Origin of the sequence: Haloarcula salina (genome assembly GCF_010119195.1) — an archaeon.
Classification (GTDB): Archaea; Halobacteriota; Halobacteria; order Halobacteriales; family Haloarculaceae; genus Haloarcula; species Haloarcula salina.
Window position 1 is genome coordinate 38944 of sequence record NZ_WRXL01000007.1, and the last position, 13179, is coordinate 52122.

The window sequence follows — 13179 nt, forward strand, 5'->3', positions numbered from 1 at the left end:
GCCGCCGGAACGCCGATCTCAGAGGTCCCCGCGTTCGGCCAGCTCGCGTATCTCGGCCGCCCGGTCGCGGATGGCCTCGCGCTCGTCGTCGTCCTTGTCGTCGAGATGGCTGTACACCAGGCCCATCCGGTGGTTGGACCGGAGGTCGTCCTCGTTGCGGTCGAGGAACGCCCAGTAGAGCGCGTTGAACGGGCACGCGCCCTCGCCGGTGGTCTTCGTCTTGTAGTACGGACAGCCCGCACAGTGGTCGCTCATCTTGTCGACGTAGTTCGCCGAGGCGGCGTAGGGCTTGTTCGCGAACGCGCCCGCCCCGTACAGCCCCATCTCGACGACGTTCGGCGTCGTCACCCAGTGGAAGGCGTCGACGAAGCCCGCGTGGAACCACCGATTGAGCCGCGACGGCTCGACGCCGTACAGCAGGCCGAAGTTCGAGAGGAGCATCAGGCGCTCGATGTGGTGAGCGTAGCCCCGCTTTCGGACGCCGTCGACCGCGTCGGCGAGACACGCCATGTCGGTGTCGCCGTCCCAGTAGAACTCCGGCAGGGACTCGGTCGCGCCCAGTTGGTTCGCCGACGCCAGGTCGGGCATCTCTCGGCGGTAGACGTGCCGGACGAACTCCCGCCAGCCGAGCACCTGTCGGACGAACCCCTCGACGCTGTGCAGCGGCGCGTCGCCATCCTCGTAGGCGTCGATCGCGCGCTCGATGACCTCCGCCGGTCCGAGCAGGCCGAGGTTCAGCGAGGTCGAGAGGAGGCTGTGGCTCATCGCCCACTCGCCGTCGCGCATCGCGTCCTGGTAGGGGCCGAACTCTGCCAGCCGGTGGGTCACGAAGTGGTCGAGCGCCCGCACGGCCTGCCGTCGCGTCACCGGCCAGCGGAACGGCTCCGGGTCGGCCCAGTCGCCGCCGTAGGGCGGCTCCGCGTAACCGCCGTCGAACGCGTCGTCGACCCACTCGACGACCGACGCGGTCACGTCGTCGGGCTCGAACGCCGGCGGCTCGGTCGGCTCCCAGCCCTCGGGCGGCGTCTCGCGGTTCCGGTCGTCGTAGTTCCACTCGCCGCCGACCGGCTCGCCGTCGTCCAGCAGGTAGCCCGTTTCGCGTCGCATGAACCGGTAGAAGTCCTCGTGGCGGTACGCGCCGCCGTCGCCCGCCCACGCGTCGAACTGCTCGGGCGAGCAGAGGAACCGCGCGTCGGGGACGAACTCGACGGTCCCACCCGAATCGGCGACGAGAGACGCGAGACGGTCGCGGGCGCGTTCGGTCTGCGGTCGGGGCGTCACGAGCGCGTCGTCGGGGTGTGCCTCGAAGTGCGCCCGCAGTCCGGTCCCGAAGTCCTCGGCCTGCCGATAGTGGACAGTCCGGCCGTCGGCCCGAAGGTCGTCCCGGAAGTGCCGCATCGCGCTGAACAGCAGGACGAGCTTGTGCGGGTGGTACGGCAGCTTGCGGGCGAACGACGCGGCCTCGACCATGAGGACCGGTTCGTCCGGCCGGTCGGCGACGGGCCCGCGCCGGCGGACGAGGTGGTCCCCGCGGAGCCACACGGTCATCGGCTGACGCTCACGCTCATTACGCGGGTCGACGGCCGCCGGCGTGATGACTCCCGCGCCGAACTGTGTCGGTATCCACAGAACTGACACGTATGGGACAGTTACCCGCGCGCTAAGCGCCGCGAATAGCGGCCATAGCGGCGCTGAACGCGCCGTTATTGTTCTCTGCAAGCCGACAGAAACGACTACCTTTTGAGGCTACGGCGACTAGGGCGAGTGCATGACATCGGACCTCGACAGGCGCGCGTTCGTCCGTGGAACCGCGACGCTCACCGGCGTCGGACTGTTGGCCGGCTGTAGCGGTGGCGATGGCGGCAGTGGCGGCGACGGCGGCTCTGGCGACGGTAGCGACGGCGGCTCTGGCGGCGATGGCGATTCCGACGGCGGAAGCGGCGGCGGAGGGACCGTCGAGTCGAGCCAGGACGTGTCGGAGTACGTCGGCGCGTCGTCGAACTACGACGGTTCGACCGTCGTGATGGCCGGCCAGGACGAGGTGTCCGTCTCCGTCGGAGCCGACGGCAACGGGGGCGCGTTCGCGTTCGACCCGCCCGCGGTGAAGGTCTCGACCGGAACGACCGTCGTCTGGGAGTGGACCGGCGACGGCGGCGCGCACAACGTCGTCTCGGACGGCGACGGCCCGCTCGACTCCGGGACCGCCGTCACCGAGGCTGGAACCACCTACGAGTACACCTTCGAGGAGGCCGGGACGTACCTCTACTCCTGCGTGCCACACGAGAGTCTGGGCATGAAAGCAGCGGTCGTCGTCGAATAGCCGGCGACCGCGCTCAGCGCGACCCGAACGACGACCCGCTCGTGACGTACAGCGAGTAGGCGATTATCGCGAAGCCCGCCGTCGTCAGCGCGTTCTCGAAGACGAGTGCCGACGCCGTCTCCAGCTTGAACAGCTGGTCGGCGACGCCGGCGAGCATCGACCCGGTCGTGACGGTCGCGAAGCCGACCGCGAGGTACGTCAGTCCCGTCGACCGCGTTTTCCGCGCCGCCCGAGCGGCGAAGTACGTGATGAGGCCGCCGAGAAGCACCGTCACTGTCTTGAACGCTATCACGAGGAGTGGGATGTCTCCGTTCATAGTTCATCACTGACCCGGGACCACAGGAGAGCGAGCCGGTCGCTCGGCGTCTCGTCGTCGGGCAGCACGTCGACCTCGAGGGAGCCGTCGTCGCCGAGGTCGACGAACACGCCGCCGCAGTCCCGGACGTAAGCGGTGGCGTGGTGGCCGTCGGCCCGTACGTCCGTCTGCTCGGCCACGAGACCCGCGTCGCTCAGTTGTTCGAGCTTCCGGTACGTGCTCGTCTGTGGGAGGTCACAGACCGACGCCACCTCTTTGGCCGGCAGCGGCTCGTCGAGCGCCCCGAGGATATCGCGGCAGTCAGGGTCTGCGAGGGCCTCGAACAGCGCTTGCCGCTCTGTTGCGTCGTCTTCGTGCACGGGAGACCTCCGGAGCCGTTCAGGGCAGTGCAGGTCCGAACTCGCGGCGCGGCCACGTGAATCCAGCGGGTGGGTGACGCGGACTCCGTGGCCGCGGTGAGTTGGGGACGCGGACCACGGCTGAACCATAAAACACCGCAACCTAAAGGGCGGCCGTTTATTTCCAGATTCTGGAAAGCGGACGCCCCCTTTTCGGGCGTGGCCTGCCAACGGTCGACGTGCAATGCCTCGGTCCTCCACCCGCAGACGGTTCCTCGCGAGCACCGCCCTGTCGACCCTCGCTGTAACGGCCGGTTGCGTCTCGTCCGGCAATTCGGGCCAGTCGGGGAGTAGCAACGGAACGGCAACCGACACGGCCACGCCGACCGACACGGCCACGCCGACCGACACGGCCACGCCGTCGTCGACGCCCGATTCCCTCGACGACTGGCTCGCCGACGCGAACGGCTACGACGGCGGCGAGCCACAGCGCCACGGTCCCCGCGCCCGCCCGACGGTCATGGTCGGCGAGCCGACGGACGACGGGCTGGCGTTCGACCCGCCGGTCATCGAGGTCCCGCCGATGACGAACGTCAGGTGGGACTGGACCGGCCACGGCGGCCAGCAGAACGTCGTCGCCCTGGACGGGACCTTCGACAGCGGCCGGACGAACGCCCAGTTGGGGACGGGCTATCACTACTTCTTCGAGGAGACCGGGGAGTACCGCTACGTCTCCGAACCCCACCGAGACGAGGGGATGAAAGGCGCGGTCATCGTGAAAGAACCGCCATCCTCGGGCTACCCGAAAGTCGACGAGTGGCTCGTCGGGGCGGGGAACTTCGACGGTACGGTCGTCGACCGCACCGATGCCGACACCGCCACGGTCACCGCCGGAGCCGAGGGCAACGGCGGTCACTTCGGGTTCGCCCCGCCCGCTTTGAAAGTCTCGACCGGGACGACCGTCAGCTGGGAGTGGACCGGCGACGGCGGCGCGCACAACGTCGTCTCGAAGGACGACGGCCCGCTCGACTCGGAACTGGTCGCGGAGGACGGCAGCGCCTACGAGCACACCTTCGAGGAGACGGGGTCCTACCTGTATCACTGCGCTCCGCACCGGGCCCTCGGCATGCGGGGGGCAGTCGTCGTCGAGTAGGCGACTCCGGTCCGCGGTCACGGCTCCAGCTCCACCGTTCCTTCGGCTCCCCACTCTCGAAGTCACCGCACAATTCTGTGACGCGCCGGCGCGTTCCGCTCAGGGAATCTTGACGCTGTGTTTGAGCGTGCCGATGCCCTCGATCTCGACCTCGACCTCGTCGCCGTCTTCCATCGGGCCGACGCCCTCGGGCGTCCCGGTCGCGATCACGTCGCCGGGTTCGAGGGTCATGTAGGACGTGATCTCCGCGATGAGTTCGGGGACCGAGAAGATGAGGTGGTCCCGCGAGGAGGACTGCTTCGTCTCGCCGTTCAGGCGGAGTTCGATGCTCGCGTCCTCGGGGACGTGCTCCGGCGTCGCCACGAGCGGCCCGATGGGGCAGGCGTTGTCGAAGGCCTTCCCGCGGACCCAGTTTTGCTCTCGCTCCTGGTCGTCGCGGTTGGAGATGTCGTTGACGCAGGTGTAGCCCGCGACCACGTCCATCGCCCCCTTCTCGGTGACGTTCCTGCACTGCTCGCCGATGACGACCCCCAGTTCGGCCTCGTAGTCGATGCGCTCCTTGCCGGAGGGCATCGTGAGGTGCTTGCCGTGGGAGGCGACGGCGTTGGGCGCTTTGAGAAAGAGCATCGGTCGGTCGGGTACGTCCGATCCCATCTCGTCGGCGTGGTCCGCGTAGTTGCGCCCGATGCAGACGACTTTCGTCGGCTCGCAGGGCGGGAGGATGTCCACCTCGTCGGGGTCGTAGGACTCGTCCCCGAACGCGATGCGACCGTACGGCCCGGCGGCGGCGGTGACGACGGGCTCGCCGTCTTCGACGGTCCAGCGCCCGCCGCGGACGTTGCCCGCGGTGTCACGGAATCGAACGCGCTTCATGTCACTGTTCTCTCAGGGCCGACGGATAAGCGTTTAGGAGGGGGAATCCGCCGTTTGCCAGCCGTTCGACGCTCGTCTACGCTGATTTCGTCAGGTGCGGTGACGGCGGCCGATGGCGTGACCGAACGGCTTTTGAGACGGGCCGGGCTACGCTGGGCCGATGAACGTCCTCGTCGTCGGTGCCGGCGCGATGGGCCGCTGGTTCGCGCGCACCGTCCGAGAGCACGCCGACGCGTCCGTCGCCTTCAGCGACGTCGACGCGGCCGCGGCGGAAGCCGCCGCCGCGGCGGTCGGCGGCCGGGCGGTCGAGCGGGACGCCGCGGAGACCTTCGACGTGGTCTGTATCGCCGTTCCGATGCCCGTCGCCGAGACGGCCATCGCCGAGTTCGCCCCGCTCGCCACGGGCGCTATCGCGGACGTGACCGGGAGCATGGCCGGCCCCATCGCGGCGATGCGCGAGGCCGCGCCGGACGGGCAGCGACTCAGCCTCCACCCGCTGTTCGCGCCCGAGAACGCCCCCGGGAACGTCGCCGCCGTCACCGACGCGCCCGGCCCGGAGGCCGACGCCGTCGTCGACGCTATCGCCGCCGCGGGCAACGACTGCTTCGAGACGACGGCTTCGGAACACGACCGGGCGATGGAGACCGTCCAGGCGAGCGCCCACGCGGCGGTCCTCGCGTTCGCGATGGCCGCCGACGACGTGCCCGAGCGCTTCCAGACGCCGATTTCGGCCGGCCTGTTCGATCTCGTCGCACAGGTCACCGGCGGCGATGCGCGGGTGTACGCCGACATCCAGGAGACCTTCGACGGCGCGGCCGACGTGGCCGCTGCCGCGCGCCGTCTCGCCGACGCCGACGCGGACGCCTTCGCCGACATCTACGACCAGCTCTCATGAACCAGGACACGCGCCGCCAGGTCCGCGAGAACGCCCAGTACCTCCGGAACGTCCGACCGCTCGACCCCGAGGAGATCCACGAGTACGTCGAGGGGGAGCCACACCCGGCAGTCGTCCGGCAGGTGCTCCGCGAGGAGGCGTTCGACCTCGGACTCGTCGAGCGCGACGACGGCACGTTCGTCCCCGCGCCCGACGGTCGCCTCTCCGTCTCGTTCGACGGCGTCGAGCGGTTCCCCGACGACCACGAACAGCGCGTCCTCGACCTCCTCAGCGAGTGGGGCGGCATCGAGTGGGACCGCGGCGACAGCGGCGACCGCCTCCGCGAGCGCATCCGGGACATCAAGGAGCGCTACCTCCGCGGCCAGGGCGTCGAGTACGACGAACTGACCGCGCTGGGCTACGCCGTCTACCACCTCCCGGACTACTACGCGGTGGCGTCGCACGTCCTCGCCGACCTCGCGGCCGACGGCCTGCTCCCCTCCCAGCTTCGCGTGTTGGACGTGGGAGCCGGGGTCGGCGGCCCGGCGCTCGCCCTGCTCGACCTGCTTCCCGACGACGCGCTGCTCGACTACCACGCCGTCGAGCCGAGCGCCGCCGCGGACGTGCTCGAAGCGATGCTCGACGACGTGGACGGGAACGTCCGCTGGGAAGTCCACCGAGACCTGGCAGAGGACTTCGACCCCGAGGGAGCGCTCGACGCGACGAGCCGCGGCGACGGCGACGACGCCGACGCGTTCGACCTCGTCGTCTTCGGGAACGTCCTCAGCGAACTCGACGACCCGAGCGCCGTGGCGCGGCGCTACCTCGACGCGCTGGCCGACGACGGGACGCTGTTGGCGCTCGCCCCGGCCGACCGCAACACGGCTCTCGGGCTCCGCGAGGTGGAGCGCGACCTGGCCGACGACGGGCCGGCGACGGTCTACGCGCCGACCGTGCGGCTGTGGCCCCACCAGTCGCCCGAGAGCGAGTCGTGGTCGTTCGACCGCAAACCCGATATCGAGGTCCCGTCGATGCAGAAGCGCCTCGACGACGCCGGCGGCGGCACGGGCGAGTTCGTCAACACCGACGTGCAGTACGCCTACAGCGTCCTCCGCCGTGACGGCCGCACGGGGTTCGACGTGACGCCGGACCGCGGGACCCACGCGCCGATGGCCGACGCCGAGCAGTACGTCACCGACCGCGTGAACCTCCTCGCGATCAAACTCAGCCACGACCTTTCCGAGCGCGAGGGCGCGAACCCGCTGTTCCTGCTGGGCGACGGGAGCCAGGCGGTCGACCACTTCGCGGTCGTCACCGAGGCGTCGGTGCTGAACGAGGACCTCCGGCGGGCCGACTACGGCGACCTGCTCGCCTTCGAGAACGCGCTCGTCCTGTGGAACGACGACGAGGGGGCGTACAACGTCGTCGTCGACGCCGAGACGGTCGTCGACCGGGCGCGGTAACGCCGCGTCGCGCCGAACGCGGCAGCCTCGGGCACCCAGCGGTGGCCTTTTCTCGGCGACGGCCCGACGGAGGGTATGGACCAGCCGACCATCTTGCTGACGAACGACGACGGGATCGAGAGCGTCGGCTTCAGAGCGCTGTACGACGCGCTCTCGGAAATCGGCGACGTGACGGCGGTCGCGCCGGCGAACGACCAGAGCGCGGTCGGCCGGGCAATCTCCCACGAGGTGACCGTCCGCGAGTACGACCTCGGCTACGCCGTCGAGGGGACGCCGTCGGACTGCGTCGTCGCGGGGCTGGAGGCGCTCGTCACCGACGCCGACCTCGTCGTCGCGGGCTGTAACCGCGGCGCGAACCTCGGCGCGTACGTCCTCGGGCGGTCCGGGACCGTCAGCGCCGCCGTCGAGGCGACGTTCTTCGACGTGCCGGCGATGGCCGTCTCGATGTACATCCCGGTCCGCGAGGACGCCGCGTTCTCCGACATCGAGGCCAACGGCGACAGCTACGCAGAGGCCGCCCGGGCGACGCGCTACCTCGCCGACCACGCGCTCGGCGCGGGCGTCTTCGAGCAGTGCGACTACCTGAACATCAACGCCCCCGTCGCGGAGTGGGGCCGCGCCCCCATCGAGATCACGCGTCCCTCGCACCTCTACGAGATGGACGCGGTCAAGAACGGCGACGCCGTGACCCTGCACGACCGCATCTGGGAGCACATGGCCGATGGCGACATCCCGGACCCCGAGGGGACCGACCGCCGGGCCGTCGTCGACGGGAAGGTGAGCGTCTCGCCGCTGACCGCGCCCCACACCACCGAACACCACGAGGCCCTCGACGCGCTCGCGGAGACGTACGACAGCGACGAGGACGAGGCCGACGGCGACGCCGCCGACGGAGACGCCGACTGACGCGGATGCGGTTCCGAAACGCCATCCTGTTCGTGGCGCTCGCCGTCGCCTGGGGCAGCGCCTTCACCGCGATCAAGGCCGGGCTGGCGTACTTCCCGCCGGTCCTGTTCGCGGCGTTCCGGTACGACCTCGCCGGCGTCATGATGCTCGGCTACGCCGCGGTCGTGACCGACCAGTGGCTGCCCCGCTCCCGGGCCGACTGGGCGGTCGTCGGCATCGGCGGGACCCTCATGATCGCGGCCTACCACGCCCTGCTGTTCGTCGGCGAACTGGGGACCACGAGCGCCGCCGCTGCCATCGTCGTCAGCCTCTCGCCCATCCTCACCACCGGGTTCGCGCGGGCGTTCCTCCCCGACGAGCGGCTCACGCCGCTCGGCATCGTCGGCCTGCTCGTCGGCTTCCTCGGCGTCGTCGCCCTGAGCAACCCAGATCCCGGAAACCTGCTCGACCCCCGGACCGTGTCGCTGTCGCTGGTGTTCCTCGCCGCCGCCTGCTTCGCGCTCGGGAGCGTCCTCACCAGGCGCTTCGACGACGACCTCGCAATCGAGACGATGGAGGCGTGGTCGATGCTCCTCGGCGCGCTCCTCATGCACGGTATCAGCGCCGCGCTGTCCGAGTCGGTCGCCGACGTCCGCTGGACGGGCGAGGCGCTGCTGGCCCTGTCGTACCTCGTCGTCGTCGCGAGTGCCCTCGGCTTCCTGATCTACTTCGACCTGCTCGAACGGCTCGGTCCCATCGAGATCAACCTCGTCTCCTACGCCGCCCCGGTCGTCGCCGCCGCGACCGGCCTCCTCGTCCTCGGGGAGACGCCGACGGTCGCCACCGGCGTCGGGTTCGCCTGTATCCTCGTCGGGTTCGGCTTGCTGAAACGCGACGCGCTCAGGACGGAACTCGCGCGCCTCGGCGGCGCTCCGAACCGGAGCGACTGAACCCAGCGGCCTCGTCGGGGCCACGCAGTGCCGACTCTGGCGCGCCCTCGTCGGCAGTCGTCCACGTGGACGAGGAGCGGGCGTCAGACGTTCTATCCGAGATCAATATGCAGGGAATAATTATATACTATCGGAGAGAGGAGTCGGTATGGTGGTCAACGGGGGACCGACGGTACTGCTCTGGCTCGTCGCCGCGTGGCTCCTGGCGAGCGGCCTGTTTCTCGCGCTCCTGTACGCCTCCGGCGAGCGGGACCGCGGCCGACGGACGCGTCCCGAGTGACGCATCGCGGGTTCGAACGATCGAATCGGCCAGTCCGAACGGTCAGTTCTGCACCCTCCCTGAACGGCCAACCGGGGCGTCTGACGAGCGTCTGACGCGCCGTCGACGAACCCACCGCTGTCTGTCGGTTTTCACTTTCGGCGTGGATTGCGTGGGTATATACCGTCTGCTCGCATGGCTTCGGGTATGATCGAGCGACTGAGACAGGCCGTCGCGTCTCGACAGCAGTCACACCGGGAGTGTCGCCGCTGCGGGACGACCGTCGAATCCAGTGCGGCCACCTGTCCGGTCTGTGACTCCGGCGACATCGTGCAGTACGAACTCTGATCGCCGGCCGAACGAGTGGAGAATGCCGGATGTCACGCCGACTTACTACGTTGTTACCGACCGTCTACGGTGACTCGAGCGGAGAATACCGTGATCGGTCGCTCACTCCTCGACTGGTTCCCACACGTCCGACGTGATTTTCGCGTCCGGGTTGTCTGGGTGTGTCACGGTGAGCCGATCGCCGGCTTCGACCGAAACGAGGTCGACAGGGTTTCTCTCGGCGTGATTCCGCGTCGGATAGGTGAACGGCCGCGAGCGCCGGGGCAATTCGCCGACTGAGGGACACTTCGGCGGCGCGACGACGTCGTCGGCGAACCCGTCGGTGTGGATCTGGGACTGGGGCTTGTCCTGGCCCCGCGTGTCGAACCAGTCGAGACACCGGCGTCCGACGGAGAGAGACTCGACGACCGAGCGCAGTCGCTGTCTCGCCCGGTCGAGGAGAGGCGGGGGCGACCCGTCGCCCTCGGGCACATCGCTCCCAGCACCCCGTTGCTCGTCCATGGGAGTGAGACTCATACGCAAAGGTATGGAATCGCACTACAAAACGGTTGTGTCGGGCCCGAACATCCGGGCCGGTATCCCTGATTGCTGGCGGGGTTCCTCGCGCGGTCGGTCGGCGGAGTTCCTCGCTCCTGACCGCCTCAGAGTTCGATCCGCTCGACGATCCGGTCGCCGTCTTCCCGACTGTTCAGCGCGACGATGCGGACCTGCTTCTCGAGGCCGGAGTCCGTGAGTTTGGCCTTCAGGAGGTTGTCGACCTGGTAGACGCCGGCGGCGTTGTTCATCGTTATCTCGACGAGGACCGGGTAGTCGTCGCCGGTGGTCAGCGTCACCGTCTCGATGGCCTGGCTCGAGACCGTGTTGATGCCGCGCCCGCCGCGTTTGTAGGGGATCCGCGAGCGGCCGCGCTCCATGTCGAGCGCGTCGGCGACGCGGACGACGCCGGCTTCGAGCGTCAGCGGGTCCTCCTCGGTGTGGTGACAGAGGATCGCGTGCAGCACTTCGCCCTTCATCTGGACCGTCTCGCGCACGTCGTAGAACGGTTCGAGGATGCGGTCGAGGATGTCGGCGGCCAGCGGGATCGAGTAGTACGGGTGCGAGTCCCGGTGGACGACGTGGCCGATGTCGTGAAGGGTCGCCGCGAGCGCGATGATGACGGCCTCGTCGGCCTCGTCGAGGCCGTGGTCCGCGGCCCCGTTGAACTCGACGCCGCCCTGTTTGAGGAGGTCGTACAGACACAGCGCGCGGTTGCGGACGATGTCGATGTGCTTCGCGCCGTGGTCGTTGTACTGCTTGCGCGTGACGGGGTTGACGTTCTGTGCGTTCAGGTACGCCTGGATCTCTTCGTCGTCGTTTACGAGGTCGAGGACCGCGTTGACACGGTCGTCCGGGAAAGCGTGGTCCGCACTGGGGTCGTAGATTCGGCCGGCGGTATCGGCTCTGTCAGCACTCATACATACAGACAGACGACCCAGTGCGAAAAATCCTCGTCCGCGTTCGGGACTCAGTTCAGCGCGTCGATGACTTCGTCGTAGTCGGGTTCGACGCCGGGATCGTCGCTGACCCACGCGTACGTGATCTCCTGATTCCCGTCGACGACGAAGACGGCGCGCTTCGCGACGTTCGGGACGCCCAGTTCCTCGAAGTCCATCGAGATCCCGTAGTCGTCGATGATCTCGCGCTCGTTGTCGCTGAGCAGGGCGAACGACAGCCCCAGCTCGTCGCGGAAGGCGTTCTGCGAGAACGGCGTGTCGATGCTGACGCCGTACAGCGTGGCTCCCGCCTCGTCGAGTTCGCCCAGTCGGTCCTGGAACGTGTTCATCTCGTGGCTGCAGACGCTGGTGAACGCTCCGGGGAAGAACGCGAGAACGATGGGCGCGTCGTCGAGGTCCTCGGACAGCGTCAGTTCGTCGATGTCGCCGTTCGCGACCGGTGCGGTGAAATCGGGTGCGGTATCGCCAACTGAAAGCATACACGCCCCCGTTTCCGCGGCCCGCTCAAATCCCTTCCGAGTCGGGATCAGAACTGCGCGAACTTCGCGGTGACCTCGTCGATCCATTCGGGCAGGTCGCGGTCGGCGAGGTTCCCCTCGGCGTCGCGGGTCACGACAACCTCGTCGATCTCTCCCTCGCGAGTGATGTCCAGTCGCCACAGGCCGTCGGCCTCGATATCGACCCGGACGACGTCCTCGCCGACGGGCTTGATCGGCCGCACCGTCACTGACTCTCCACCTGCGACTTCCATCGTGTGGCTGTCGGCGGTCATCACCTCGCTCTGAGTCGGCGCAGGTAGTTATACTCACGGCCCCGCGACCGACTTGCGTCGGCCGGGCCCGTACCGGCCAGATGCGCGACATCGGGGCCGACCCGGCGATTTAACAGACCAATAACCATTATGCGGTGTCACGTAGTTCTCGATGCGGGTTCGAACCCGTACGGGCAGCCCCGAGAAGCGACCAGGGAACCGTGCTGGCCGCTCCGTCTCAGCTACGGCACGGGCCCGCAGTCTCGGAACGCCTGTCGACGCGCAGTGCCAGCCACCGAACGCCAGTGTCGATTGGCCGCGCGTCACCACCCCCACCACCCCACCCCCACCCCATCACCGCCTCGCCGTCCCACCCGGCGGGGCGTTTCGACGCTTTCGAGCCACGGCGTGCCGAGTGTCCCCGGGACGCTCTCCGGGCTCGCTCGGCCCTTTTTGTCACCACACACCCGTCCGGCGATTGGGTGGCCCTGAACGGCGATACCACGTGTCTACCCCGACTCCACCGAACGCCGTATTCGCGCCGCTCGAATCTGCTGTGACGGTATTACCGCACACCTGAGAGAGGCAAAAAGGTTATAATAGCAACCACGTAAAATCCGACTACAATGTCAGGGATATTCGGAGTACTGTTCCCGGGGATGCCCGGGACGACGGAGATGATGGTCATCCTGCTCATCGCCGTCCTGCTGTTCGGCGCGAACAAGATTCCAAAGCTGGCGCGGTCGACCGGGGAAGCCATGGGCGAGTTCCAGAAGGGACGAGAGGAAGTCGAGCAGGAACTCGAAGAGATGCGCGACGGCAAGAACGCGGAAGGAACCGAGAGCACGGCCGACTCCACCGAGCGGGCGACCGAGTCCGAGACGTAACTCCGCCATCGCGACCACTTCTCCGTTTTCGTTGCCCCCCTAGTGAGAACGAAAGGATTTTTCGCCGGTCCGTCGACGACCTGGTAGGGCGTGTGGCCTAGTGGACTAGGGTGAGGGGTTCCTAACCCCTAGATCGCGGGTTCGAATCCCGCCACGCCCGTTACCGCCGAGCGATAGCGAGGCGTGTAACGGCACGGGATTCGAATCACGCGAGACGAGCGAAGCGAGTCTCGCTTCGGGTTCGAATCCCGAGAGACGCGGGAGCGTCT

At 68.4% G+C, this 13179-nt stretch carries 17 protein-coding genes and 1 tRNA gene; 10 read left to right on the forward strand and 8 right to left on the reverse strand.

Going from position 1 to position 13179, the window contains the following annotated elements; genetic code table 11:
* Positions 1 to 18: 18 nt before the first annotated feature.
* The gene (locus GM656_RS16565; RefSeq protein WP_162414810.1) at positions 19 to 1548 is read right to left on the reverse strand and encodes a cryptochrome/photolyase family protein; all 1530 of its coding nucleotides are present in this window, start codon (positions 1546 to 1548) and stop codon (positions 19 to 21) included.
* Between the two features lie 220 nt (positions 1549 to 1768).
* Here GM656_RS16565 and GM656_RS16570 point away from each other — a divergent pair, with 220 nt between their 5' ends.
* The gene (locus tag GM656_RS16570; protein ID WP_162414811.1) at positions 1769 to 2320 is read left to right on the forward strand and encodes a halocyanin domain-containing protein; all 552 of its coding nucleotides are present in this window, start codon (positions 1769 to 1771) and stop codon (positions 2318 to 2320) included.
* Positions 2321 to 2333: 13 nt separating this feature from the next.
* Here GM656_RS16570 and GM656_RS16575 read toward each other — a convergent pair whose 3' ends face one another.
* Both GM656_RS16575 and GM656_RS16580 read right to left on the reverse strand, forming a co-directional pair.
* Positions 2334 to 2636, reverse strand: coding sequence for a DUF7521 family protein (locus GM656_RS16575; protein ID WP_162414812.1), 303 nt, complete (start codon positions 2634 to 2636; stop codon positions 2334 to 2336).
* A complete protein-coding gene (locus GM656_RS16580; protein WP_162414813.1) occupies positions 2633 to 2995 on the reverse strand; it encodes a winged helix-turn-helix domain-containing protein in 363 nt (120 codons plus the stop codon). Before GM656_RS16580 ends, GM656_RS16575 begins: the two co-directional genes overlap by 4 nt.
* Positions 2996 to 3218: 223 nt before the next feature.
* On the opposite strand from GM656_RS16580, the gene GM656_RS16585 reads away from it, so the two are divergent.
* On the forward strand, positions 3219 to 4127 hold the full coding sequence (locus tag GM656_RS16585; protein ID WP_162414814.1) for a halocyanin domain-containing protein: 909 nt from the start codon (positions 3219 to 3221) through the stop codon (positions 4125 to 4127).
* 99 nt (positions 4128 to 4226) lie between these two features.
* On the opposite strand, the gene GM656_RS16590 is transcribed toward GM656_RS16585, so the two are convergent.
* Positions 4227 to 5000 (reverse strand): fumarylacetoacetate hydrolase family protein, encoded by a 774-nt coding sequence (locus tag GM656_RS16590; protein ID WP_162414815.1) that lies wholly within the window; start codon positions 4998 to 5000, stop codon positions 4227 to 4229.
* A 160-nt stretch (positions 5001 to 5160) separates the two neighbouring features.
* Between GM656_RS16590 and GM656_RS16595 the strand changes: the two genes are divergently transcribed.
* The 6 genes from GM656_RS16595 (at position 5161) to GM656_RS19180 (ending at position 9779) form a co-directional block, all read left to right on the forward strand.
* On the forward strand, positions 5161 to 5895 hold the full coding sequence (locus GM656_RS16595) for a prephenate dehydrogenase/arogenate dehydrogenase family protein (protein ID WP_162414816.1): 735 nt from the start codon (positions 5161 to 5163) through the stop codon (positions 5893 to 5895).
* Positions 5892 to 7337: a small ribosomal subunit Rsm22 family protein gene (locus GM656_RS16600; RefSeq protein ID WP_162414817.1), complete on the forward strand. Its 1446-nt coding sequence runs from the start codon at positions 5892 to 5894 to the stop codon at positions 7335 to 7337. Before GM656_RS16595 ends, GM656_RS16600 begins: the two co-directional genes overlap by 4 nt.
* Before the next feature lie 75 nt (positions 7338 to 7412).
* Entirely contained in the window at positions 7413 to 8243 is an 831-nt protein-coding gene (gene surE, locus GM656_RS16605) for a 5'/3'-nucleotidase SurE (RefSeq protein ID WP_162414818.1), read from the forward strand.
* A gap of 5 nt (positions 8244 to 8248) precedes the next feature.
* Positions 8249 to 9172, forward strand: a complete 924-nt coding sequence (locus tag GM656_RS16610; RefSeq protein WP_162414819.1) for a DMT family transporter — start codon at positions 8249 to 8251, stop codon at positions 9170 to 9172.
* Between the two features lie 148 nt (positions 9173 to 9320).
* Positions 9321 to 9452, forward strand: coding sequence for a hypothetical protein (locus tag GM656_RS19555; RefSeq protein WP_277815063.1), 132 nt, complete (start codon positions 9321 to 9323; stop codon positions 9450 to 9452).
* Positions 9453 to 9638: 186 nt separating this feature from the next.
* A complete protein-coding gene (locus GM656_RS19180; protein ID WP_174243003.1) occupies positions 9639 to 9779 on the forward strand; it encodes a hypothetical protein in 141 nt (46 codons plus the stop codon).
* Positions 9780 to 9881: 102 nt separating this feature from the next.
* On the opposite strand, the gene GM656_RS16615 is transcribed toward GM656_RS19180, so the two are convergent.
* From GM656_RS16615 to GM656_RS16630, 4 genes are all read right to left on the reverse strand, one after another.
* The gene (locus tag GM656_RS16615; RefSeq protein ID WP_241692807.1) at positions 9882 to 10295 is read right to left on the reverse strand and encodes a hypothetical protein; all 414 of its coding nucleotides are present in this window, start codon (positions 10293 to 10295) and stop codon (positions 9882 to 9884) included.
* 125 nt (positions 10296 to 10420) lie between these two features.
* Entirely contained in the window at positions 10421 to 11233 is an 813-nt protein-coding gene (locus GM656_RS16620; protein WP_162414820.1) for an HD domain-containing protein, read from the reverse strand.
* Positions 11234 to 11283: 50 nt separating this feature from the next.
* Positions 11284 to 11751 carry a redoxin domain-containing protein gene (locus tag GM656_RS16625; protein ID WP_162414821.1) on the reverse strand — a complete coding sequence of 156 codons (468 nt, stop codon included), beginning with the start codon at positions 11749 to 11751 and terminating at the stop codon, positions 11284 to 11286.
* 47 nt (positions 11752 to 11798) lie between these two features.
* On the reverse strand, positions 11799 to 12044 hold the full coding sequence (locus tag GM656_RS16630) for a hypothetical protein (protein WP_162414822.1): 246 nt from the start codon (positions 12042 to 12044) through the stop codon (positions 11799 to 11801).
* A gap of 638 nt (positions 12045 to 12682) precedes the next feature.
* Here GM656_RS16630 and GM656_RS16635 point away from each other — a divergent pair.
* Both GM656_RS16635 and GM656_RS16640 read left to right on the forward strand, forming a co-directional pair.
* Entirely contained in the window at positions 12683 to 12910 is a 228-nt protein-coding gene (locus GM656_RS16635; protein WP_162414964.1) for a twin-arginine translocase TatA/TatE family subunit, read from the forward strand.
* Positions 12911 to 12996: 86 nt separating this feature from the next.
* Positions 12997 to 13070: transfer RNA gene (locus GM656_RS16640), tRNA-Arg, on the forward strand.
* The last annotated feature ends 109 nt before the right edge of the window (positions 13071 to 13179 follow it).

Coding starts and splice junctions, on each gene's coding strand:
- GM656_RS16615 (WP_241692807.1), bottom strand. CDS start 10,295: ATGAGTCTCACTCCCATGGACGAGCAACGGGGTGCTGGGAGCGATGTG.
- GM656_RS16575 (WP_162414812.1), bottom strand. CDS start 2,636: ATGAACGGAGACATCCCACTCCTCGTGATAGCGTTCAAGACAGTGACG.
- GM656_RS16565 (WP_162414810.1), bottom strand. CDS start 1,548: ATGACCGTGTGGCTCCGCGGGGACCACCTCGTCCGCCGGCGCGGGCCC.
- GM656_RS16590 (WP_162414815.1), bottom strand. CDS start 5,000: ATGAAGCGCGTTCGATTCCGTGACACCGCGGGCAACGTCCGCGGCGGG.
- GM656_RS16630 (WP_162414822.1), bottom strand. CDS start 12,044: ATGACCGCCGACAGCCACACGATGGAAGTCGCAGGTGGAGAGTCAGTG.
- GM656_RS16635 (WP_162414964.1), top strand. CDS start 12,683: ATGCCCGGGACGACGGAGATGATGGTCATCCTGCTCATCGCCGTCCTG.
- GM656_RS16620 (WP_162414820.1), bottom strand. CDS start 11,233: ATGAGTGCTGACAGAGCCGATACCGCCGGCCGAATCTACGACCCCAGT.
- GM656_RS16625 (WP_162414821.1), bottom strand. CDS start 11,751: ATGCTTTCAGTTGGCGATACCGCACCCGATTTCACCGCACCGGTCGCG.
- surE (WP_162414818.1), top strand. CDS start 7,413: ATGGACCAGCCGACCATCTTGCTGACGAACGACGACGGGATCGAGAGC.
- GM656_RS16570 (WP_162414811.1), top strand. CDS start 1,769: ATGACATCGGACCTCGACAGGCGCGCGTTCGTCCGTGGAACCGCGACG.
- GM656_RS19555 (WP_277815063.1), top strand. CDS start 9,321: ATGGTGGTCAACGGGGGACCGACGGTACTGCTCTGGCTCGTCGCCGCG.
- GM656_RS16585 (WP_162414814.1), top strand. CDS start 3,219: ATGCCTCGGTCCTCCACCCGCAGACGGTTCCTCGCGAGCACCGCCCTG.
- GM656_RS16600 (WP_162414817.1), top strand. CDS start 5,892: ATGAACCAGGACACGCGCCGCCAGGTCCGCGAGAACGCCCAGTACCTC.
- GM656_RS19180 (WP_174243003.1), top strand. CDS start 9,639: ATGATCGAGCGACTGAGACAGGCCGTCGCGTCTCGACAGCAGTCACAC.
- GM656_RS16595 (WP_162414816.1), top strand. CDS start 5,161: ATGAACGTCCTCGTCGTCGGTGCCGGCGCGATGGGCCGCTGGTTCGCG.
- GM656_RS16610 (WP_162414819.1), top strand. CDS start 8,249: ATGCGGTTCCGAAACGCCATCCTGTTCGTGGCGCTCGCCGTCGCCTGG.